Below are 20,377 nucleotides of genomic sequence, written 5' to 3'. Positions count from 1 at the left end.
AAACCACCCTGCCGGCTCACGGCCTGCTCACCCCTTGCGCAGCACCAGCGCCAGCACCAGCATCGACACCACGAAGCTGATCCACACCGACGGTTCGCTCTCCAGCGAGAACCACTGCGTCATCTTCTCGCCCAGGCCCACCCAGATCAGGTTGATGAAGGCGGCGGTGAGCAAGCCGATGAACAGGCGGTCGCCGCGCGTCGTCGTGATCGGCAGAAATCCCTTGCGCATGACGGTCGGAGACTTGATCTCCCAGATCGTCATGCCGACCAGCATCAGCACGATGCAGGTGAAGAACACCGCCACGGGTGTCGTCCATGCCATCCATTCCCACATGTCGCAAGCTCCTTCAGACGCGGCCCATCGCGAAGCCCTTCGCGATGTAGTGGCGCACAAACCAGATCACGATCGCGCCCGGCACGATGGTCAGCACGCCTGCGGCGGCGAGCGTTGCCCAGTCCATGCCCGAGGCCGAGACCGTGCGCGTCATCGTCGCCACGATGGGCTTGGCGTTCACGCTGGTGAGCGTGCGCGCCAGCAGCAGTTCCACCCAGCTGAACATGAAGCAGAAGAACGCCGCCACGCCCACGCCCGCCTTGATGAGCGGAAGAAAGATCGTGAGGAAGAAGCGCGGGAACGAGTAGCCGTCGATGTAGGCCGTCTCGTCGATCTCGCGCGGAATGCCGCTCATGAAGCCTTCGAGAATCCACACCGCCAGCGGCACGTTGAACAGCAGATGCGCGAGCGCCACCGCGAGGTGCGTGTCCATCAACCCCACCGTCGTATAGAGCTGGAAGAACGGCAGCAGGAACACCGCGGGCGGCGTCATGCGGTTCGTGAGCAGCCAGAAGAAGACATGCTTGTCGCCCAGGAACTGGTAGCGCGAGAACGCATAGGCCGCGGGCAGCGCGACCAGCAGCGAGATCACCGTGTTGATGGCCACGTAGATCAGGCTGTTGATGTAGCCCGAGTACCAGGACGCGTCGGTGAAGATCGTCCTGTAGTTGTCCCAGGTGAAATGCTGCGGCCACAGCGAGAAGCTCGAGAGGATCTCCTCGTTGGTCTTGAAGCTCATGTTGACCATCCAGTAGATGGGCAGCAATGCGAACACCAGGTACAGGATCAGGAACAGCGTGCGTTTCTGAAAGCGTTGCTCACTCATGACCGGCCCCTTCCTTGTCGGCTGTACCCACTCGCTGCATCCAGTTGTAGAGGATGAAGCACAGCAGCAGGATGATGAGGAAATAGATCAGCGAGAACGCAGCGGCAGGCCCGAGGTCGAACTGTCCCACGGCCTTCTGCGTGAGGTACTGGCTGAGGAAGGTGGTGGCATTGCCGGGCCCGCCACCCGTCAGCACGAAGGGTTCGGTGTAGATCATGAAGCTGTCCATGAAGCGCAGCAGCACCGCGATCATCAGCACGCCGCGCATCTTGGGCAGCTGGATGTAGCGGAACACCGCGAACTTGCTTGCGCCGTCGATGCGCGCCGCCTGGTAGTACGCATCGGGAATCGAGCGCAGCCCCGCGTAGCACAGCAGCGCGACCAGCGGCGTCCAGTGCCATACGTCCATCGCCAGCACCGTGAGCCAGGCCTGGGTGGCATTGCCCGTGTAGCTGTAGTCAAAGCCCATCGAATCGAGCGCACGGCCCAGCAGCCCGATGTCGGGACGGCCGAAGATCTGCCAGATCGTGCCCACCACATTCCATGGGATCAGGAGCGACAGCGCCACGATCACCAGCACGGCGGAAGACTTCCAGCCCTGCGCGGGCATGGACAGCGCCAGCAGGATGCCCAGCGGGATCTCCACCAGCAGCACCGACAGCGAGAACGTGAGCTGGCGCAGCAGCGCGCTGTGCAACTCCTCGTCGCGCATCACCTGCGCGAACCATTCGGTGCCGACGAACACCCGCCGCTCGGGCGAGATGATGTCCTGCACCGAATAGTTCACCACCGTCATCAGCGGCAGGATGGCGGAAAACGCCACGCACAGGATCACCGGCAGGATCAGGAACCAGGCCTTCTGGTTGACCGGTTTGGTATTGACCGCATTCTCGGTGCTCATGGCAGCAGCTCCTCGTTCTTGTCATAGAAGCAGGTGTGGTCGCCCAGCAGCCGCAGCCAGATGGCGGAGCCGGCGCCCGGCAGGACCTGTTCGGGGGTGCAGCGCACCTTCAGCAGCTGGCCGTCGATGCGGGCCGTGAGCAGCTGGTGCGTGCCCACGTCCTGTACGCGCACGACCTCGCACGGCAGCGCGCCGGGCGCCTCGGCCGCGGCGACGGTCAGGTACTCGGGCCGCACGCCCAGCCGCAGCTCGCCTTCGGGCAGCGGACGGGGAATCGGCAGCATGTGCCCTGCCACCACCAGCGAGTCACTGAACACGCGGGCATCGAGGAAATTCATGCCCGGAGAGCCGATGAAATGCCCGACGAAGGCATGCCGCGGCTGCTCGAACAGCTCGCCCGGCGTTCCCACCTGCACGGCACGGCCGCGCGTCATCACCACGACCTTGTCGGCAAAGGTCAGCGCCTCGATCTGGTCGTGCGTCACGTAGATCAGCGTGAGCTTGAGTTCGTGGTGGATCTGCTTGAGCTTGCGCCTGAGCTGCCATTTCAGGTGCGGATCGATCACCGTGAGCGGTTCGTCGAACAGCACGGCGGCCACATCCTCGCGCACCAGGCCGCGACCGAGCGAGATCTTCTGCTTGGCATCGGCCGACAGGCCCGCCGCGCGCTGGTTGAGCTGGCCGCTCATCTCCAGCATCTCGGCGATCTGGCCCACGCGCTGGCGGATGCGATCCTCGGGCACCTTGCGGTTGCGCAGCGGAAACGCGAGGTTGTCCGCCACCGTCATGGTGTCGTAGATCACCGGGAACTGGAACACCTGTGCGATGTTGCGCTCCTGCGGCGTGGCGCGCGTGACGTCGCGGCCATCGAACAGCACCTTGCCATGCGAGGGCACGAGCAGGCCGGACATGATGTTGAGCATCGTTGTCTTGCCGCAGCCCGAGGGCCCGAGCAAGGCATAGGCGCCACCATCGTCGAAGGTCATCTTCAGCGGCAGCAGCGCATAGTCGCTGTCCTGCTGCGGATCGCTCTTGTAGGAATGTGCGAGATCCAGTTCGATGCGGGCCATCTCTCACGCACCTTTCTTGCGGACGGGCGCGGCAAGCAGCTTGCCATCGGCGCCAAAGACGAACAGATGATCGGGGCTGAAATGCAGCGTCACCCGATTGCCAATGTCGAGATGGATCACCCCGGTGATCTGCGCCACGAACGGCCCCCAGGCAGAGGTCACGTGCACGAAGGTGTCGGAGCCGGAAATCTCGGCCAGCTCCACCACGCCGGCCAGGGCCAGGTCGCCATCGCGTGCGTCGAAGCGCAGGCTGCTCGCGCGCAGCCCGAGCGTGAGCGCCTCGCCGGAAAGCGCCATGTCCTTCTCGAGCAGCGAGCCATCGGGCATGCGCAGGCCGCCCTGCACGGGCGCGGCGGCGATGAAGTTCATCGGCGGATCGCTGAAGGCACGCGCCACGTCGATGGAATTGGGTTCGTGGAACACCTCGGCCGTCGGGCCGTACTGCAGCAGCCGGCCTTCCTTGAGCACGGCCGTGTAGCCGCCCAGCAGCAGCGCCTCACCCGGCTCCGTGGTGGCGTAGACGACGGTGGAATCGCTGGCGGAGAACAGCTGCGACAGCTCCTCCCGCAGTTCCTCGCGCAACTTGTAGTCCAGATTCACGAGCGGCTCGTCGAGCAGCAGCAGCGGCGCGTTCTTGGCAAGCGCGCGCGCCAGTGCCACACGCTGCTGCTGGCCGCCCGAGAGCTCGGAAGGAAGGCGCGTCAGGAACATCTCGATGTGCAGCCGCTCGGCGAGCTCCTGCACGCGAGCGTCGATGTTCTTCTCCCCGCGCAGCCGCAGCGGCGAGGCAATGTTCTGCGCCACGGTCAGCGACGGATAATTGATGAATTGCTGATAGACCATGGCCACGTTGCGTTCGCGCACCGGCACGCCGGTCACGTCCTGGCCATCCACCAGCACGCGGCCGTGGGTCGGTGCGTCCAGCCCCGCCATGATCCGCATGAGGCTGGTCTTGCCCGCCTGCGTCGCGCCCAGCAACACGGTGACCGCGCCGCTGTGCAGTTCCATGCCCATGTCATGAAGCCACCACTGCGCTCCCATCCGCTTGCTGATCCCATCCAGAACCAACTGCATCGCAACCTTTCCTCGGGCCCCACGGGGCCAACAACGACCTGAGCACGCAGAGGCTCTCCGTGCATCATTTTTCGATTTGGTTCATTTTTGTTCTTTTTTGATCGTTTCGAATTCAGGTTTACCCTTGATGTTTTCTTTTTGCTTCGTTTTAAAGTAAAGCAACTTTCCAGGCTTCGTGCCTCTTTGGCTCCCCTTTTGACCCCCTTGACCCTCATCCGACCGTTTTGACCAACACCAACCCACGACAACTTCAACTGCTGGAACAGGTGCGGCTGCGCAAGAGCGCAAGCGTCGAGCAGCTCGCCGAGACGCTGGGCGTGACGCTGCAGACCGTGCGCCGGGACATCCAGCACCTGGCCGAACGCGGCCTCGTCAAGCGCTTCCATGGCGGCGTGCGCGTGCCCGGCACCACCACCGAGAACCTGGCGCACACCGAGCGCACGGCACTCCATGCCGAAGGCAAGGCACGCATTGCCCGCGCCGTCGCGGCACAGGTGCCCAACGACTGCTCGCTGATCCTGAACATCGGCACGACGACCGAGGCCATCGCGCGCGAGCTCATGCGCCATCGCGGCCTGCGCGTGATCACGAACAACCTGAACGTGGCGGCCATCCTCTCCAACAATGCGGATTGCGAGGTCATCGTGGCTGGCGGCGTGGTGCGCGCCCGCGATCACGGCATCGTGGGCGAGACGGCGGTGGATTTCATCCGGCAGTTCCGCGTGGACATCGGCCTGATCGGCATCTCGGGCATCGAGCAGGACGGCACCCTGCGTGACTTCGATCTGCGCGAGGTGAAGGTGGCGCAAAGCATCATCGCGCAGTCGCGCGAGGTGTGGCTCGCCGCCGATCACAGCAAATTCGACCGCAGCGCGATGATCGAGCTCGCACGGCTCGACCAGATTGATATGCTCTTCACCGACAAGACCCCGCCCCTGCCCTACGCCTCGCTGCTCGAGGACGCGGGCGTCCAGTGCGTGGTCGCGGCGCCGTGAGGGACGCGGCGCGGCAGAACCGGAATGCAACCATGACCTACATCCTCGCCCTCGACCAGGGCACCTCCAGCTCCCGCAGCATCGTCTTCGATGCGCAGGGTCAGATCGTCGCGCTGGCCCAGCGCGAACTCCCGCAGATCTACCCGCGGCCGGGCTGGGTCGAACACAGCCCTGTCGAAATCTGGAACTCCCAGCTCGCCACCGCGCAGGAAGCGCTGAAGAAGGCTGGCGTCACTGCCGGGGACATCGCAGCCATCGGCATCACCAACCAGCGCGAGACCACCGTGCTGTGGAATCGCAAGACCGGCGCGCCGGTCCACAACGCGCTCGTCTGGCAGGATCGTCGTGCCGAGCCGATCTGCGCGCAGTTGCGCGAGCAAGGGCTTGCCGACACCATCCAGCAGAAGACCGGCCTGTTGATCGATGCCTATTTTTCGGGCACCAAGCTGCAATGGCTGCTCGACAACGTGCCCGGCGCACGCGAACAGGCGGAGCGCGGCGAACTCGCGTTCGGCACGGTCGACACCTGGCTTATCTGGCAGCTCACCCAGGGCCGACGCCATGTCACCGACGTGAGCAACGCATCGCGCACCATGCTGTTCAACGTGCACACCAATGCCTGGGACGACGAACTGCTCGCGCACCTGAACATTCCGCGCTCGCTCATGCCCGAGGTGCTGCCCTCCAGTGCGGAGTTCGGCAGCACGGCCGAGGCACTGCTGGGCTCGCCCATCATGATCGGCGGCGTGGCCGGCGACCAGCAGAGCGCCCTCTTCGGACAGGCCTGCTTCAGCGCGGGCATGGCCAAGAACACCTATGGCACGGGCTGCTTCATGCTGATGCACACGGGCCACCAGTTCCAGACCTCGAAGAACGGCCTGCTCACCACGAGTGCGGCGCAGCCCCGCTCGCGCGCCGAGTTCGCCATGGAGGGCAGCGTGTTCGTCGGCGGCGCCGTGGTGCAGTGGCTGCGCGACGGCCTGCGCGCGATCGAGAACAGCGGCGAGGTGCAGTCGCTCGCCGAGAGCGTTCCAGATTCCGGCGGCGTGATGCTCGTGCCGGCCTTCACCGGCCTTGGCGCGCCCTACTGGAAGCCCGATGCGCGCGGCACCATCACCGGCCTCACGCGCGGCACCACGCTCGCGCACATCGCGCGCGCCGCGCTCGAATCGATCGCCTACCAGAGCGCCGCGCTGCTGCAGGCCATGAGCCGCGACGCGGTAGCTGCCGGCGGGGCTCCCGTCACGGAGCTGCGTGTGGACGGCGGCGCGAGCGTCAACAATCTGCTGATGCAGTTCCAGGCCGACCTGCTCGGCATTCCGGTGGTGCGTCCTGCCTGCGTGGAAACCACCGCGCTCGGTGCCGCCTACCTGGCCGGCCTGTCGTGCGGGCTGTTCAAGAGCACGGAGGAACTGTCGGCCTTGTGGAAGGCAGAGCGCCGTTTCATGCCGACAATGCACCGCTCGCGCGCCACGGAGCTGATGGCCCACTGGGAACATGCGGTGCGCCAGACCACCGCGGACTGATCAATGAAAAAAAGACGGCAGCCGTTCGGCTGCCGTCTTGTCTTTCAGCGCATAGAGCCTGTGCGTGTCCGTGATTACTCGTTGTCGTCCGCCAGCAGCGCCTTGTAGATAACGGCGCCGATGATCGCGCCGACGATCGGCATGACCCAGAAGAACCACAGCTGCGACATCGCGATCGACGGACCGAACACCGCCACCCCCGTGCTGCGTGCAGGGTTGACCGATGTGTTGGTGACGGGAATCGAGATCAGGTGGATCAGCGTGAGGCACAGGCCGATGGCGAGGCCGCCGAAGCCGCCGGCCGCACGCTTGGCGGTGGCACCGAGGATGACGATCACGAAGATGGCGGTGAGGACCACCTCGGCCACCAGGGCGGCCGTCATCGAATAACCGCCGGGCGAGTGCTCGCCGAAGCCGTTGGTCGCGAAGCCGCCAATGTCCGCGCCGGGCTTGCCCGTTGCGATCACGTACAGCACGGCACCGGCCACGATGGCGCCCAGCACCTGCGCGATGATGTAGCCGGGCAGCTCGGAGAACTTGAAGCGTCCCCCCATGGCCAGACCCACCGATACCGCAGGATTGAAGTGGCCGCCGGAGATCGGGCCGAGCGCGTAGGCACCCGTCAGCACGGTCAGGCCGAATGCGAACGAAACGCCCAGCAGGCCGATGCCCACGTTGGGAAATGCAGCCGCCAGCACGGCGCTTCCGCAACCGCCGAAGGTCAGCCAGAACGTGCCGATGAACTCAGCGGACCATTTCTTGATGTTGGATGCCATATCCGTTTCCTTTCATTGAAAAACTTCTCTTTTCCAGCCCGTACAGGCCGCACGGCATGCGTCTGAGTTCAGGCTGGATCACCCCGGCAAAATGGTACCCAGCGCACATGACGCGCGATACCGAACAATGTGAACAATTCACTGTACGCAGGACGAATGCGTTTCAAAATGGAACAGATCAGCATTTCACCGCAGCCCATGGGGCTTGCTGCATGAATCGACCGCGGCTCACGAGCACGCGCGCGCTCTCGCTGCTCGCGGCCTGCCTGCTGTGTGCGTGCTCCACTCCGGTGGTGCCCCCCGAAGGTCCCCGTGAGTGCAATGCATCCGCCATGGCCGATGTACCCCGCTTTCGGCTGCTCGGCGAGGTGCGCTGGAACGTGGATACCCCGTACGGCGGCGTGCCCGTGGGCGGCCTCTCCTCCATCGACTGGGATGCGGCGCGCGGCGAATACCTGCTGATCAGCGACGACCGTGCGGTCTTCGGCCCCGCACGCTACTACTCCGCGCGCATGGTCTATGACGACAGCGGACTGCACGATGCCTGGCTGACGGACATGCATGCATTGCGGGGCCCCGGGCAGCACCTCTATGGCGACGCCCGTACCGCGCACGCCGGCATGCCCGTTCCCGACGCCGAGGCGCTGCGCGTGATGCCGGGCAGCGGCGATCTGCTGTGGTCCAGCGAGGGGGATTTCGCGCGCGGCTTCGGACCGGAACTCCAGGTCATCGACCACGACGGCCACTGGCTCTCGACCTGGGCCCTGCCTGCCAGCCTGAGCCAGCCGGACGATGCCTATGGACCGCGTGCGAGCTTCACGATCGAGGGCCTGGGCTTCAGCGAAGATGGCGCCACACTGTGGGCCTCGATGGAAGGCGCGCTCAAGCAGGACGGCCCCATGCCGGCTCCGGGCAGCCCGGGTGCGCCGGTGCGCATCACGCAATTCGACGCCACGAGCCGCGCGCCCCTGCGGCAGATCGCCTACCAGCCCGATGCCCTGCCGGCCGGCATTTGGGCACTGCCGCAGCGCGCGGTGAATGGCGTGAGCGACATCCTGGCCGACGGTCCCGAGCACCTGCTGGTGCTCGAGCGTTCGTTCTCGGTGGACTTCGGATGGGGCGCGCGCCTGTACCGCATCGACCTGCGCTCCGCCACCGACACCCTGGACATGGCGCGCCTTGACCCCGCCCGCTTCCAGCCGGCCACCAAACGGCTGGTGCAGGACTTCGCGCAACTGGGCCTGCGCAGCGTGGACAACCTCGAAGGCATGACCTGGGGTCCGCGCCTTGCCGGCGGCGAGCGTGTGCTGCTGCTGGTGAGCGACAACAACTTCAACCCGGCGCAGGTCACGCAATTCATCGCCCTGGCGGAGCTTCCCCGCTGCAATTCCGAATAATTCACCATGGGCGCGGCGGTATAGTCGTTACATCACCCCTCTTCCTTCTTCACTCTTCAGACAGCGAGACGGTCTCCTCCCATGTCCTCCACTACACCTGCATCCTTTCCCACCATGGCCTTCATTGGCGGCGGCAATATGGCGAGCGCCATCATCGGCGGCCTGATCGCCCAGGGCGTCCCGGCTTCGCAGATCCTGGTGGTGGAACCATGGGATGAAGCCCGCGTCGCGCTCAAGCGCAACTTCGGCATCGATGCACTGGCCGCCGCCGATGCCTCGCTGGCCGCCGCCGGACTCGTGGTGTGGGCCGTGAAGCCCCAGACCTTCAAGGACGCTGCCGCAGCGGCCGCAGCCCACACCGGCCACGCCCTGCATCTGAGCGTGGCGGCCGGCATCACCTCTGACAGCATCGCCGCCTGGCTGGGCAGCGAGCGCATCGTGCGCGCCATGCCCAACACGCCCGCACTGGTCGGCAAAGGCATCACCGGCCTGTTTGCACGCCCCGCCGCGACCGCGGACGACAGGGTGCTGATCGAGCGTGTGGTCAGCACCACCGGCCAGTTCGTATGGGTCAACGAGGAATCGCAACTCGACGCCGTCACCGCGCTGTCCGGCTCGGGCCCGGCCTATGTGTTCCTGTTCCTCGAAGCCATGACGCAGGCCGGCAAGGAAATGGGCCTCTCCGCCGAGCAGGCCTACCGCCTTGGCGTGGCCACTTTCCAGGGGGCCTCCGAGCTGGCGGCACGTTCCAGCGAGCCCGCCGAGGTGCTGCGCCAGCGCGTGACCAGCAAGGGCGGAACGACCCATGCGGCCATCGTGCACATGCAGGAACAGCAGGTGCCGGAGCACTTCGTCGCCGCCATGAAGGCCGCAGAAAAGCGGGCCAGGGAGCTGGCTGCGGAATTCGGCAAATGAGTGCCATTTCGTAGGTTCTGAAGATCACCTGCATGGCACTGCGGACGCAGTGCCGGGAAACCGAACCGTTGCCACACAACCAGGAAAGACACATGCAGTCATTGATTGACCAGTTCATCGAAGCCGACAACTACGAGGATTGGGGCAGCGCGATGCAAATCGCTGAGCAGGCGGTGTTCCAGTATCCGAACGATGCCGGTGCGTGGGCCCTGCGCGCGCGGGCACACTGGCGCCTGGGAGATACGCAGGCGGCGGATGCCGACGTGTCCCGTGCGCTGTCGATCGACCCGCAATGCGGACTTGCCATTGCCACGCAGGCGGGGCGCGTGTTTGACGAGGGGGATGCGCGTACATCCGCCAGGATGCTGGACGATGCGATCAAGCGTGTTCCGCCCCACGCCAATTTGCACATCGCGCGCGGCTTCCAGCGCATGCAGACGGGCGATCACCGGGGCGCGATACAAGACTTCAAGCGCGCCATCGAGCTGGCGCCCAACTACCAGCGCAGCTATGTCAACACGGCCAGCCTGCTGACGGAGACGGGCCACGCTGACGAAGCCCTGGAGTTCTGGGACCAGGCAGCAAGGACTGCCCCCGGCAACGGCCAGCTGGCCTACAACGCGGGCACGGCACACTTTCAAGCCGAGCACTATGACCGCGCCTTGGCGCACCTGGATCGCGCGCGCCAGCTCCTGGGCGAGCGCAACGACGTGCAGATGAACCGCGCCAGTGCCCTGCAAAGGCTGGGCAGGCATCAGGAGGCCATCGACGAATGGCTCAGCCTGTACCAGCGTGAGCCTGACTGGGACTGGGTGCTGCGAGGCCTTGCCGAGAGCTACTACCGCCTGGGCGACCTGGAGAACGCGCGCCGCTACAGCACGGAACTGGATCGCGTGGATGGCCGCAGGGCCGGCGCCGTGAAGCTGGGCTGGCTCCTGTTCCATGACAAGCGCAGCGAAGAACTGATCGCGCATGTGCAGCCGCTGCTCACCACCGAGCCGATGCACCCCGAGTTCGGGCAGATGATGGGCATGTCCCTGCGCAGACTGGAGCGCCATGACGAGGCACTCGACTGGATGGAGCGCAACGTGGCGCAGAACCCGCAATACCACTATGCAAGAGGCGATCTCGCCAAGCTCCTCTCCGAAATCTACGCACGCCACGACGAGGCACTCGCCCACATACAGACCGCCATGTCGCTCGGGCCCGACAGCAGCTTCTACTCGGATGTTCACGCGGAGATCCTGGAGCGCATCAATGGCCCGAAGAAATCCGCCTCCAAGGGCGGATTCTTCAGGCGCCTGTTCGGCGGCTGAGCACCCTCGGCAGGACGGAACTGCGTTCCGCACGAACGCAGGTGCGGTGTTCGGTGGTGACGCTATGCGCCCCAGATCACCGAGCGCATCGAAATCGAGGCCATCTGGAAATCGGCGTTGAAGAAACGCGGCGTTTCACCGTCATGCACGGCCCCCGCCGCGTGCAGCAATGGCAGGAAATGATCATGCGTGGGGTGCGCCATCTGGGCCACCCGGCCCAGATCCTGAAAGCGCGCGAGCGCGCCGAGATCGCCCTGTTCGATCTGCCTGGTGACGAAATCGTCGAACTCCTGCGACCAGTCATAGGTCTGCAGCGGCGATTCGGTATTCGCCAGCGCGCGCAGGTTGTGCACGATGTTGCCGCTCCCCACGATGAGCACGCCGCGCTCGCGCAGGGTGCGCAGTTGCTGCCCGAACGCGAAATGCTCTTGCGGCGAGCGGCGGTAGACCAGGCTGAGCTGCATCACCGGAATGTCGGCGTCGGGAAACATCGGCTTGAGCACGCCCCATGTGCCGTGATCGAGCCCCCATTCGAGGGCGTCCACCAGCACCGGCCTGTCGGCCTGCGGCGCGTTGAGCCACTGCGCCAGTTCGAGCGCCGCCGCCGGTGCACCGGGTGCCGGGTATTGTTGCGCGAACAGCTCCGGCGGGAAGCCTCCGAAGTCATGGATGGTGCGTGGGAACTCCATTCCCGTGAGCTGCCAGTCGTCCCGCGTGAGCCAGTGGGCGGAAACACACAGCACGAGCTGGGGCTTGCCGTACTGGGCTATGAGCGATTGTCCGAGCTGCTGCCAGCTGCGGTGATAGGCGTTGTCCTCGATCGCGTTCATCGGACTGCCGTGGCCAAGGAACAGCACCGGCATGCGCGGCGAGGGCGCAAGCGAGGCAAGCCCTGCGGACGCGGCCAATGAATCAGCGGAGTGAAGCAATGATGTGGTCATGATCTGCTGGATATGCGGGCGGTTCAGCGCAATGCAAATCCCGACACTACGCCGGCAAAGATCGCCACGCCCATCCAATGGGCTTTGCTGAACGCGACAAAGCACCCCTCGCGCGTGCGCTGGCGGATGAGGGTGTAGTGCCACGCCATCTGTGCGGCCGCGATGCCCATGCCCAGCCAGAAAGGCCAGCCGAGTCCCCGGGGGGCGATGGCCGCCGCGGTGAGCGCCCAGCACAGCACGAAGAACAGCATGATGCCCGCCACGTCGAAACGGCCCAGCGTGATCGCCGAGGTCTTCATGCCGATCTTGAGGTCATCGTCACGATCCACCATCGCATACTCGGTGTCGTAGGCCAGCACCATGAACATGTTGGCCGTCCACAGCAGCCATGCCGTACCGGGCACCTCGCCGGTCACCGCAGCGAACGCGATCACGATGCCGAAATTGAACGCAATGCCCAGGAAGGCCTGCGGCATGGCAAAAAACCGCTTGGTGAACGGATAGAGGATGGTGAACAGCACGGCCGGCACCGACCAGGCCACCGCCTCCCAGCGCGTGGTGAGCACCAGAGCCAGCGACGCGAGCGCCAGCACCACGCCCACCATGGCGGCCTCGAACACCGAGATCTGACCGCTCGTGATCGGTCGCTGGGTGGTGCGCTTGACGTGCCGGTCGAAGTCCCGGTCGGCAATGTCGTTGATGCAGCAGCCGGCACTGCGCATCAGCACGGTGCCCAGCACAAAGACGGTCAGCAGATGCCATCCCGGAAACCCGTCGGCAGCCACCCAGAGCGCCACCAGCGTGGGCCACACCAGAACCAGCCAACCCGCCGGGCGGTTCCAGCGGATCAGGTCGAGATACAGGGACAGGCGCGAGCGCTTTGCGGGGACAGACATTCCAGGGGGCCAGACAAAGAGGAGGGACAGAGCGGAAGAAGCGAAATTGCCAGCAATGGCGTCCCTTCGTTTATACGCCATGCGGAGACGTAGTACGGATTGCGGTGCCGGCAGCGGCCCGGCGATGAAAATGGCCCCCACGCTCCCCTGCTTCGCATGGTCCGCTGCCCCCCACGGGGGCGCTTTTCATCTTGGGGCGGCCCGGCGATGAAAAAAGGCGCTGTCCGCAACGAACAGCGCCTTTGAACAGGCCCGAGATGGAGACGGTCACGCTCAGGAGAGGCGGGTCACTCCAGGCAGCTCGCATGCGAACACGGCATTGCGCAGCGCGGCGATGGCCTCGTAGCGTGTGAAGCTGCGGCGCCATGCCAGCACGACGCGGCGCATCGGTGGGCCGCTGCCGTCCTCTTCCTTGATCGGCAGGTAGCGGATGTGTGCGTCGTCGCTCTTGCGGCGGCGCGATGTGGTGATGAGCGCATCGCGGGGCACCGACAGGCGCGGAACCAGGGTCACGCCCATGCCCGCCGACACCATGTGCTTGATGGTTTCGAGCGACGAGCCTTCGAACGTGCGGCGAATGCCTTCGGAATTGCTCGCATAGCGGGCGAACTCGGGGCAGACTTCCAGCACATGGTCGCGGAAGCAATGGCCCGCGCCCAGCAGCAGCATGGTTTCGTTCTTGAGTTCGGAGGCGGACACATAGGGCTTTTCGGCCAGGGGATGGCTTGCAGGCACGGCGGCCATGAAGGGCTCGTCGTACAGCGGCGCCAAGGCCAGCCCCGTGTCGGGGAAGGGCTCTGCCATGATCGCGCAGTCGATTTCACCGGTACGCAGCATTTCCAACAGCTTGGCGGTGAAGTTTTCCTGCAGCATCAGCGGCATCTGGGGTGTGCGGGCGATCGCGTGGCGCACCAGTTCGGGAAGCAGGTAGGGACCGACGGTATAGATCACGCCGAGGGTCAGGGCACCGGCGAGCGGGTCCTTGCCACGCTTGGCGATTTCCTTGATGGCGGCGGCCTGTTCCAGCACGCTTTGCGCCTGACGGACGATCTGTTCACCCAGGGGGGTGACGGAGACATCGCCGGCGCTGCGCTCGAACAGCTTGATTTCCAGTTCGTCTTCGAGTTTCTTGACTGCGACGGACAGGGTGGGCTGGGAGACATAGCAAGCGTCGGCCGCACGACCAAAGTGCTTCTCCCGGGCGACTGCGACGATATATTTGAGTTCTGTGAGGGTCATGTGATTTCCTGCAAGGCCTTACAACATTTTGCACTGCGGCGCTGCCGACAGTATCGTGTGCGCGAATTCCATGCAAACCGCAAAAACAATTGAGTGAATACTAACAATTGAAATCAGCGGGATTTTGCATCTATCGCTGCAAAATCCACGTGCAAAGACAGCTATTTAAAAAAAGACTGGCGACGCTCCTCGAAAATATCGCTCATCCAGAAACTCCACCGCTAAAAATCTGACAGGCATGCACTCTACGCCTTCAAAAAATCAGATTTGCTCCCTAACCAGCGCGCCACGTGCTGCTTGGCCAACATCGGATATTGATCCAGCATTTTGGGCGCAACCGACCTAGCCCAGTCCAACAAATCTGAATCCAACGCTAAATCAGCAAATCGTAACAAAGAGTCACCAGATTGGCGTGCGCCCAACAGTTCGCCCGGTCCGCGTATATCCAGGTCCCGTCTCGCGATCTCGAAACCATCATTGGTTTCGGCCATCGCCTTGAGACGCTCGCGCGCAGTTTCGGCCAAACGACCGCTTTCACCTGTTGAATAAAGTAACACACACGCCGACGCAGCTGCTCCACGTCCCACGCGTCCCCTCAGTTGATGCAGTTGGGAAAGCCCGAATCGCTCCGCGTGCTCGATCACCATCAACGACGCATTGGGCACGTCCACGCCCACCTCGATCACCGTGGTGCTGACGAGCACACCCATACTACCCTCCTTGAACTGTTGCATGACAGCTTTCTTCTCTGCCGACGGCATGCGCGAGTGCAGCAGCCCCACGGTGACCCCCGGCAGGGCTTCGCTGAGATCCAGGTGGGTGGCCGTCGCATTGGAGAGGTCGAGCGCCTCGCTCTCCTCGATCAACGGACAGACCCAGTAGACCTGGCGGCCTTCGGCCACCTGTGCGGCAATGCGCTCGATCACCTGGTCCTTGCGGCTGTCGGATATCACCTTGGTGACGATCGGCGTACGGCCCGGCGGCAGCTCGTCGATGGTCGAGACATCAAGGTCAGCAAAGTAGCTCATCGCCAGCGTCCTTGGAATAGGAGTTGCACTCATCATCAGCATGTGCGGCTCCAGCCCCCGGTCCTTGAGCTTCTGCCGCAAGGCCAGCCGCTGCGCCACGCCGAACCGGTGCTGTTCGTCGATCACGGCAAGCGCCAGGTTGCGGAAGCGCACCTGCTCCTGAATGACCGCATGTGTACCAACAACCAGGGCGGCTTCGCCACTCTCGATCATTGCGAGCATCTGAGTGCGTTCTTTCTTCTTCTGCCCGCCGGCAAGCCACGCCACGCGCCTGCCGCGAGATGCCAGCAGGGGCTCGATCCAGCCGATGAGCTTGGCGAAGTGCTGCTCGGCGAGGATTTCCGTCGGCGCCATCAGCGCGCACTGCCAGCCCGCATCCATGCAGACGGCCGCAGCCATGGCCGCAACCACGGTCTTGCCCGAACCAACGTCGCCCTGGAGCAGCCTGTGCATGGGAATGCTGCGCGCCAGGTCACCAAAGATCTCGGCACAGACGCGGCGCTGTGCGGCGGTCAGGTCGAAGGGCAGCACGGCCAGCAGCTGCTCATGCAGCGCGCTCGAATCCGGCGTGGGCTTGAGTTCGGGCGAGCGCAAACGCGCGCGCTCTCTTTTGGCTTCGAGCTGCGAGATCTGCTGCGCCAGCAATTCCTCGGCCTTCAACCGCTGCCACGCCGGGTGGGTGTGGTCCTCCAGCGTGACCAGCGCCACATCGGGCGTGGGGTGATGCAGGAAGAACAGTGCATCGCGCAGGCTCCACAGCGGCTCGAAGCCCTTGCCGCCGCGCAGGGCCACTGGCGGACGATCAAGTGCCTCGCCCAGTGTCTCCGTCAGGTCCACGCGCCGCAGGGCGCTGGCCACCGCGCGGCGCAGGTAGGCCTGGGGTAGTTGCGCGACAGTGGGATAGACCGGCGTGAGCGCGGCGGGCAACTCGCCCTCGGCCTTGCGGAACACCGGGTGCAGCATCTGCCGCCCCCAGAAGCCGCCCTTCACGTCACCGCGCGCGCGTATGCGCTGCCCCACGGCCAGCGTCTTCTGGTGCGAGGGGTAGAAGCTGAAGAATCGCAGCTCGCACTCCCCGGTGCCGTCATCCAGGCGCACCACGAGCTGCCTGCGCGGGCGCATCTGGATCTCGCTCGCGACCACCGTGCCCTCGATCTGCACCGACTCGCCGTCGCGCGCGTTGCGGATCGGCGTGATGCGGGTCTCATCCTCGTAGCGATGGGGCAGGTGCAGTGCCAGGTCGATGTCACGAATGAGCCCGAGCTTGTGCATCGCCTTTTGCGGCACGCTCAATTCAGCAGTACGGGGGCCGGATCGGGGCTCTGGCATGGTCACGGTGCTGCGCAGCCGGGGCGGCGCTGGACGAGTGAGGAAGTTGGGGCGCGAAGTGAAGGCAAGTGGCGAAGGCTAGCACGTCTGCTGCATGAAAATCAAAAACAAGAGCAACACAGATAGAGATCTGCAAGCATAGGCCCGCTTCCGAGCCACGTTCTTGATGCGGGCAACTGTTTTGGCAACAGCATGTGTCGCCCGCCGCAGACCACCCGAGGCGTGTCCGCGCGCCCGTGTGGAGATCGTGAACACCCTCTAAAATAGCGGCCTTCGTTCAACCCTTCTTCCGACGTCATCCGGACACGTTGCCTGGGCCCGCCCCGCTGTACCTGTCCGGCTCCATTCAGAGGCGCCCGCATGCCCATGCCGTAGCAGCCCGGATGGCACACGCTTTCCATGCCACATATTTCCCAATCCGATCAGCCCGAAGGCGACCGCGCGTTCACGCTCAGCGACTTCGACTTCGAACTCCCCGAATCCCTGATCGCCCAGCACCCCACCGCCGTGCGCAGCGCTTCACGGCTGCTGGATGGCCGCAGCCAGCCACCGGTCGATCGCATCTTCCGCGAACTGCCCGATCTGCTCGAGCCCGGTGATCTGCTGGTGTTCAACGACACGCGCGTCCTCAGGGCGCGCATCTTCGGCGAGAAGGAAAGCGGCGGCAAGCTGGAGATTCTGGTCGAGCGTGTGCTGGAGAACAACCAGGTGGTCGCCCACATGCGCGTGAGCAAGAAGCCCCTGGTCGGCGGACGCATGCACCTGTGCGGCGGCCTGAAGAACGGCGGCTTCGATGCCGTGCTGCTGGGCCGCTGGCCCGACGAGAACGGCGCGCTGTTCCACCTCGCGTTCACCGGTCCGCAGGGAGAGACGCCGTATGAGCTGATGGAGAAGTTCGGCCATCTGCCGCTGCCGCCCTACATCGAGCGCCAGCAGAACACGGACGACGACCCCGACGAAGCCGAGGACAGCGAGCGCTACCAGACCGTGTTCGCCGCCCAGCCCGGCGCCGTTGCCGCGCCAACCGCCGCGCTGCACTTCGACGAAGAGGTGCTCGCACGCCTGGCCGCGCGCGGCATCGAGCGCGCCAGCGTCACGCTGCATGTGGGGGCGGGAACCTTCCAGCCCGTGAAGACGGAGAACCTCGCGGAGCACACCATGCACAGCGAGTGGTACAGCATTCCCCTGCAGACACTCGCCGCCCTCGAGCGCTGCCGCCAGCGCGGCGGCCGCGTCATCGCCGTGGGCACCACCACGGTTCGCACGCTCGAGTCATGGGCCAGGAGCGGCCAGCTTTCGGGCGACACCAACATCTTCATCACACCCGGCTTCAAGTACCAGGTGGTGGACCTGCTGATCACCAACTTCCACCTGCCCAAGAGCACGTTGATGATGCTGGTGAGCGCGTTTGCCGGCTACGAGCGCGTCATGTCGCTGTACCGGCATGCGATCGACAGCCAGTACCGCTTCTTCAGCTACGGCGACTCGATGCTGCTGGAGCGCGCAGGAAGTCGATAACGGACTCCACGAGCTGCGGCACCGGATCGCTGGTGCCCAGCTCCAGCACGGGGCAATGCAGTTCCTCGTCGGCCCAGCGCCTGTGCCGCTGCAGGCTGCGATGGCTGTCCGTGCCCTTCTCGTAGCCCGCGGCCCACTCGAAGAACGCCTCGCTCACCTGCCTGCGCACGGGATCGTTGACGAGCGCATCGCCGAATCGCTCGCGCTCCCGCTCTCTCAGGCGGGCCATGCGCAGCGCATCATCGAGACGCAGGAACACTGCGTGCGTGAACAGCGGGATCACATCCCGCGCCCAGGTGTAGAGCGAGCCACCACTGACGATCCAGTTCTCGTGCCCCTTCAGCGCGCGCAGCATGTTGGGGGCCCGCTCGGCCTCCGGGACTTTCTCGGTGAAGGGCTGCGGCGTAGGCTTCCAGAAGAAATCGTCCGACTCCAGCTGCAGCCATCCCAGCCGCTGCGACAGTGCCTTGCCCAGCGTGCTGGTTCCGCTGCCTGAAGCGCCAAAGATATGCAGATGAACAGGTGCAGGAAACATCGGCAAAAGTGTAGACCAGCGCGCGACTGCGCGTTATGGAAAGCTGATCGAATGCCGCACGGCGAGCGCGCACGACAGCGCACCTCTTTTTATAATCAGCGTCTCCCGACGCCAGGCCCGTCCTGGCGCGCACCTTCAAAGAGCCCTTTCTCGCCGTGCCCCAACCCACTGCCCGTGACTCCACACCCGTCGGCATCGGTGGCGCGGCCTTGCGTCCGGGCTCCGCACTGACGGGAATTCTGCTGACCGTCTGCGCCTGTGCAGCATTTTCCGTGCTGGATGCCGGCTCGAAGTACGTGGGGGCACTCGTCCCCATCTTCATGGCGCTGTGGCTGCGCTACAGCCTGCAAACCGTGATCACCATCGGCATTGGCGTAGCCCGCCACGGGACGCAGGTGTTCGGCACCCGCCACTGGCGCTTTCAGATCATGCGCGCATTCCTCTTCTGCGCAAGCAACGGCTGCGCCATGATGAGCCTGCGCTACCTGCCGCTCGCGGAATTCACCGCCATCGTGGCGATGACACCGATCGCCATGACGCTCGTCGCGGCGCTCTGGCTGCGACAGAACGTGAGCCCGTTGCGCTGGGTCCTGGTCGTCGTGGGTTTCATGGGAACGCTCATCATCATCCGTCCCGGCGGCGATACGTTCTCGTTCGGCGCGCTGCTCTGGCCCATGCTGCAACTGCTGGCCAACACCACCTACCAGATCGTGAGCAGCCAGATGGCCGGCAAGGAACGCCCGCTCACCACGCAGATCTATACCAGCCTCGTCGCACTGACCCTCACCACCGCCATCCTGCCGTGGGTCTGGACGGGACAGATGTCCACCGCGCTGTGGATCGGCGCGATCGCCATGGGCGTGGGCAGCTCCATCGGCCACCTGCTCCTGCTGCAGGCGTACGAGCACGCCAAGCCGGCAACCATCACACCCTTTCTCTACAGCCAGATTCCCTTTGCGCTCTTTGCCGGCTGGGTGCTGTACGGCCACATACCCGACCACTGGGCCGTGATCGGCATGATCACGATTGCCATCGGCGGCATGCTGAGCGTGTGGCTTTCCGTGCGCGAAAGCAGATAGCGTCGCCGACCGCAGGGTGGGCCGGCTGACGCCCTCGGGACTCAGAACAGGTGCTCTGCCTTCATGAGGCACCCAGCTTGCGTACCTTGAACGCGGCCCAGATCTGCAGCACGCCATAGATGAGTGCGCCCGCACCGATCCAGATGGCCCCGACCAGCACGCCTGCAATCGGCGCCATCATGAGCAGCACCCCCAGGACAATACCCAGCACACCGCCCAGGATCAGCATCCACTCGTTGTCGATCTCCTTGCGTACCCGGATCGCCCAGATGATGCGCATGACACCCGAGACGATGAACCATGCCCCTGTCACTGCGGCGATGCTGGCCGCCATCGACAGCGGGTTCGCCACGGCCAGCAGGCCGAAGACGATGGAGATCACCGCGTAGAGGATCATCCAGCCACGCGAGACACCGGCATTCTTCCCAAAGGCACCGATCAGTCCGGCGATGCCTTCCGCCAGCGCCAGCAGGCCGATGGCCCATGTGAGGCCCGCCCCTGCCGCCAGCGGGTTCACCAGCGCCATGATCCCGAACAGCAGCGAGAAGACACCGAAGAGCAGGATCAGCCACCAGCTGCGGCCTACCGTGTCACGAATCTGGCGCGCGGTCACGCCCGTGCCCGGTTGCTGCGGAGTATCCATGTTCGCACCCTCATTCCATCTGTTGAGATGTTGCGAT

At 64.8% G+C, this 20,377-nt stretch carries 19 protein-coding genes; 7 read left to right on the top strand and 12 right to left on the bottom strand.

The window, feature by feature from the left end; translation table 11 throughout:
* Window positions 1–27: 27 nt before the first annotated feature.
* Genes H9K76_RS01875 through H9K76_RS01855 form a run of 5 tightly spaced genes read right to left on the bottom strand, consistent with a single transcriptional unit; the run spans window position 28 to window position 4,207 of the window.
* Complete coding sequence (locus H9K76_RS01875; RefSeq protein ID WP_187597915.1) at window positions 28–336, bottom strand: DUF2160 domain-containing protein; 309 nt, start codon at window positions 334–336, stop codon at window positions 28–30.
* Window positions 337–349: 13 nt separating this feature from the next.
* Window positions 350–1,162: a carbohydrate ABC transporter permease gene (locus tag H9K76_RS01870; RefSeq protein WP_187597914.1), complete on the bottom strand. Its 813-nt coding sequence runs from the start codon at window positions 1,160–1,162 to the stop codon at window positions 350–352.
* On the bottom strand, window positions 1,155–2,063 hold the full coding sequence (locus tag H9K76_RS01865; protein WP_187597913.1) for a carbohydrate ABC transporter permease: 909 nt from the start codon (window positions 2,061–2,063) through the stop codon (window positions 1,155–1,157). The genes H9K76_RS01870 and H9K76_RS01865 overlap by 8 nt, the downstream gene beginning before the upstream one ends.
* Entirely contained in the window at window positions 2,060–3,133 is a 1,074-nt protein-coding gene (locus H9K76_RS01860) for an ABC transporter ATP-binding protein (RefSeq protein WP_187597912.1), read from the bottom strand. Before H9K76_RS01860 ends, H9K76_RS01865 begins: the two co-directional genes overlap by 4 nt.
* Window positions 3,134–3,136: 3 nt before the next feature.
* The gene (locus H9K76_RS01855; RefSeq protein ID WP_187597911.1) at window positions 3,137–4,207 is read right to left on the bottom strand and encodes an ABC transporter ATP-binding protein; all 1,071 of its coding nucleotides are present in this window, start codon (window positions 4,205–4,207) and stop codon (window positions 3,137–3,139) included.
* 224 nt (window positions 4,208–4,431) lie between these two features.
* Between H9K76_RS01855 and H9K76_RS01850 the strand changes: the two genes are divergently transcribed.
* The gene (locus H9K76_RS01850) at window positions 4,432–5,202 is read left to right on the top strand and encodes a DeoR/GlpR family DNA-binding transcription regulator (RefSeq protein ID WP_187597910.1); all 771 of its coding nucleotides are present in this window, start codon (window positions 4,432–4,434) and stop codon (window positions 5,200–5,202) included.
* A gap of 32 nt (window positions 5,203–5,234) precedes the next feature.
* Entirely contained in the window at window positions 5,235–6,728 is a 1,494-nt protein-coding gene (gene glpK / locus H9K76_RS01845) for a glycerol kinase GlpK (RefSeq protein WP_187597909.1), read from the top strand.
* Between the two features lie 74 nt (window positions 6,729–6,802).
* Here the strand turns inward: glpK and aqpZ are convergent, their stop codons facing one another.
* Window positions 6,803–7,504: an aquaporin Z gene (aqpZ, locus tag H9K76_RS01840; RefSeq protein ID WP_187597908.1), complete on the bottom strand. Its 702-nt coding sequence runs from the start codon at window positions 7,502–7,504 to the stop codon at window positions 6,803–6,805.
* 212 nt (window positions 7,505–7,716) lie between these two features.
* On the opposite strand from aqpZ, the gene H9K76_RS01835 reads away from it, so the two are divergent.
* The 3 genes from H9K76_RS01835 (at window position 7,717) to H9K76_RS01825 (ending at window position 11,132) form a co-directional block, all read left to right on the top strand.
* Window positions 7,717–8,901: an esterase-like activity of phytase family protein gene (locus H9K76_RS01835; RefSeq protein WP_187597907.1), complete on the top strand. Its 1,185-nt coding sequence runs from the start codon at window positions 7,717–7,719 to the stop codon at window positions 8,899–8,901.
* An 81-nt stretch (window positions 8,902–8,982) separates the two neighbouring features.
* Window positions 8,983–9,816, top strand: a complete 834-nt coding sequence (gene proC / locus H9K76_RS01830) for a pyrroline-5-carboxylate reductase (RefSeq protein ID WP_187597906.1) — start codon at window positions 8,983–8,985, stop codon at window positions 9,814–9,816.
* A 92-nt stretch (window positions 9,817–9,908) separates the two neighbouring features.
* Window positions 9,909–11,132 (top strand): tetratricopeptide repeat protein, encoded by a 1,224-nt coding sequence (locus H9K76_RS01825; protein WP_187597905.1) that lies wholly within the window; start codon window positions 9,909–9,911, stop codon window positions 11,130–11,132.
* A 62-nt stretch (window positions 11,133–11,194) separates the two neighbouring features.
* Here H9K76_RS01825 and ygiD read toward each other — a convergent pair whose 3' ends face one another.
* From ygiD to recG, 4 genes are all read right to left on the bottom strand, one after another.
* Window positions 11,195–12,073 (bottom strand): 4,5-DOPA-extradiol-dioxygenase, encoded by an 879-nt coding sequence (gene ygiD, locus H9K76_RS01820; RefSeq protein WP_187597904.1) that lies wholly within the window; start codon window positions 12,071–12,073, stop codon window positions 11,195–11,197.
* Window positions 12,074–12,096: 23 nt separating this feature from the next.
* Complete coding sequence (gene ubiA, locus H9K76_RS01815) at window positions 12,097–12,969, bottom strand: 4-hydroxybenzoate octaprenyltransferase (RefSeq protein ID WP_187597903.1); 873 nt, start codon at window positions 12,967–12,969, stop codon at window positions 12,097–12,099.
* 273 nt (window positions 12,970–13,242) lie between these two features.
* Window positions 13,243–14,208, bottom strand: coding sequence for a LysR substrate-binding domain-containing protein (locus H9K76_RS01810; RefSeq protein WP_187597902.1), 966 nt, complete (start codon window positions 14,206–14,208; stop codon window positions 13,243–13,245).
* 245 nt (window positions 14,209–14,453) lie between these two features.
* Window positions 14,454–16,565 carry an ATP-dependent DNA helicase RecG gene (recG, locus tag H9K76_RS01805; protein WP_187597901.1) on the bottom strand — a complete coding sequence of 704 codons (2,112 nt, stop codon included), beginning with the start codon at window positions 16,563–16,565 and terminating at the stop codon, window positions 14,454–14,456.
* Window positions 16,566–16,964: 399 nt separating this feature from the next.
* On the opposite strand from recG, the gene queA reads away from it, so the two are divergent.
* Window positions 16,965–18,083, top strand: coding sequence for a tRNA preQ1(34) S-adenosylmethionine ribosyltransferase-isomerase QueA (gene queA / locus H9K76_RS01800; protein WP_187597900.1), 1,119 nt, complete (start codon window positions 16,965–16,967; stop codon window positions 18,081–18,083).
* Here the strand turns inward: queA and H9K76_RS01795 are convergent.
* Window positions 18,037–18,618 (bottom strand): P-loop NTPase family protein, encoded by a 582-nt coding sequence (locus H9K76_RS01795; protein WP_187597899.1) that lies wholly within the window; start codon window positions 18,616–18,618, stop codon window positions 18,037–18,039. The genes queA and H9K76_RS01795 overlap by 47 nt on opposite strands.
* A gap of 194 nt (window positions 18,619–18,812) precedes the next feature.
* On the opposite strand from H9K76_RS01795, the gene H9K76_RS01790 reads away from it, so the two are divergent.
* A complete protein-coding gene (locus tag H9K76_RS01790) occupies window positions 18,813–19,697 on the top strand; it encodes a DMT family transporter (RefSeq protein WP_187600409.1) in 885 nt (294 codons plus the stop codon).
* Between the two features lie 61 nt (window positions 19,698–19,758).
* Here H9K76_RS01790 and H9K76_RS01785 read toward each other — a convergent pair whose 3' ends face one another.
* The gene (locus H9K76_RS01785; RefSeq protein ID WP_187597898.1) at window positions 19,759–20,340 is read right to left on the bottom strand and encodes an HdeD family acid-resistance protein; all 582 of its coding nucleotides are present in this window, start codon (window positions 20,338–20,340) and stop codon (window positions 19,759–19,761) included.
* Window positions 20,341–20,377: the final 37 nt, after the last annotated feature.

Source organism: Diaphorobacter ruginosibacter, assembly GCF_014395975.1.
In the GTDB taxonomy this organism is placed as follows: Bacteria; Pseudomonadota; Gammaproteobacteria; order Burkholderiales; family Burkholderiaceae_C; genus Diaphorobacter_A; species Diaphorobacter_A ruginosibacter.
Note: the sequence above shows the minus strand (reverse complement) of the source record. Positions and strands in the feature narration are given on the sequence as shown.

Excerpts from the sequence above, each read along its gene's own strand:
- glpK (WP_187597909.1), top strand. The coding sequence starts at position 5,235 with ATGACCTACATCCTCGCCCTCGACCAGGGCACCTCCAGCTCCCGCAGC.
- proC (WP_187597906.1), top strand. The coding sequence starts at position 8,983 with ATGTCCTCCACTACACCTGCATCCTTTCCCACCATGGCCTTCATTGGC.
- recG (WP_187597901.1), bottom strand. The coding sequence starts at position 16,565 with ATGCCAGAGCCCCGATCCGGCCCCCGTACTGCTGAATTGAGCGTGCCG.
- H9K76_RS01875 (WP_187597915.1), bottom strand. The coding sequence starts at position 336 with ATGTGGGAATGGATGGCATGGACGACACCCGTGGCGGTGTTCTTCACC.
- ubiA (WP_187597903.1), bottom strand. The coding sequence starts at position 12,969 with ATGTCTGTCCCCGCAAAGCGCTCGCGCCTGTCCCTGTATCTCGACCTG.
- ygiD (WP_187597904.1), bottom strand. The coding sequence starts at position 12,073 with ATGACCACATCATTGCTTCACTCCGCTGATTCATTGGCCGCGTCCGCA.
- H9K76_RS01825 (WP_187597905.1), top strand. The coding sequence starts at position 9,909 with ATGCAGTCATTGATTGACCAGTTCATCGAAGCCGACAACTACGAGGAT.
- H9K76_RS01810 (WP_187597902.1), bottom strand. The coding sequence starts at position 14,208 with ATGACCCTCACAGAACTCAAATATATCGTCGCAGTCGCCCGGGAGAAG.
- aqpZ (WP_187597908.1), bottom strand. The coding sequence starts at position 7,504 with ATGGCATCCAACATCAAGAAATGGTCCGCTGAGTTCATCGGCACGTTC.
- H9K76_RS01835 (WP_187597907.1), top strand. The coding sequence starts at position 7,717 with ATGAATCGACCGCGGCTCACGAGCACGCGCGCGCTCTCGCTGCTCGCG.
- H9K76_RS01795 (WP_187597899.1), bottom strand. The coding sequence starts at position 18,618 with ATGTTTCCTGCACCTGTTCATCTGCATATCTTTGGCGCTTCAGGCAGC.
- H9K76_RS01855 (WP_187597911.1), bottom strand. The coding sequence starts at position 4,207 with ATGCAGTTGGTTCTGGATGGGATCAGCAAGCGGATGGGAGCGCAGTGG.
- H9K76_RS01860 (WP_187597912.1), bottom strand. The coding sequence starts at position 3,133 with ATGGCCCGCATCGAACTGGATCTCGCACATTCCTACAAGAGCGATCCG.
- queA (WP_187597900.1), top strand. The coding sequence starts at position 16,965 with ATGCCACATATTTCCCAATCCGATCAGCCCGAAGGCGACCGCGCGTTC.
- H9K76_RS01785 (WP_187597898.1), bottom strand. The coding sequence starts at position 20,340 with ATGGATACTCCGCAGCAACCGGGCACGGGCGTGACCGCGCGCCAGATT.
- H9K76_RS01865 (WP_187597913.1), bottom strand. The coding sequence starts at position 2,063 with ATGAGCACCGAGAATGCGGTCAATACCAAACCGGTCAACCAGAAGGCC.
- H9K76_RS01870 (WP_187597914.1), bottom strand. The coding sequence starts at position 1,162 with ATGAGTGAGCAACGCTTTCAGAAACGCACGCTGTTCCTGATCCTGTAC.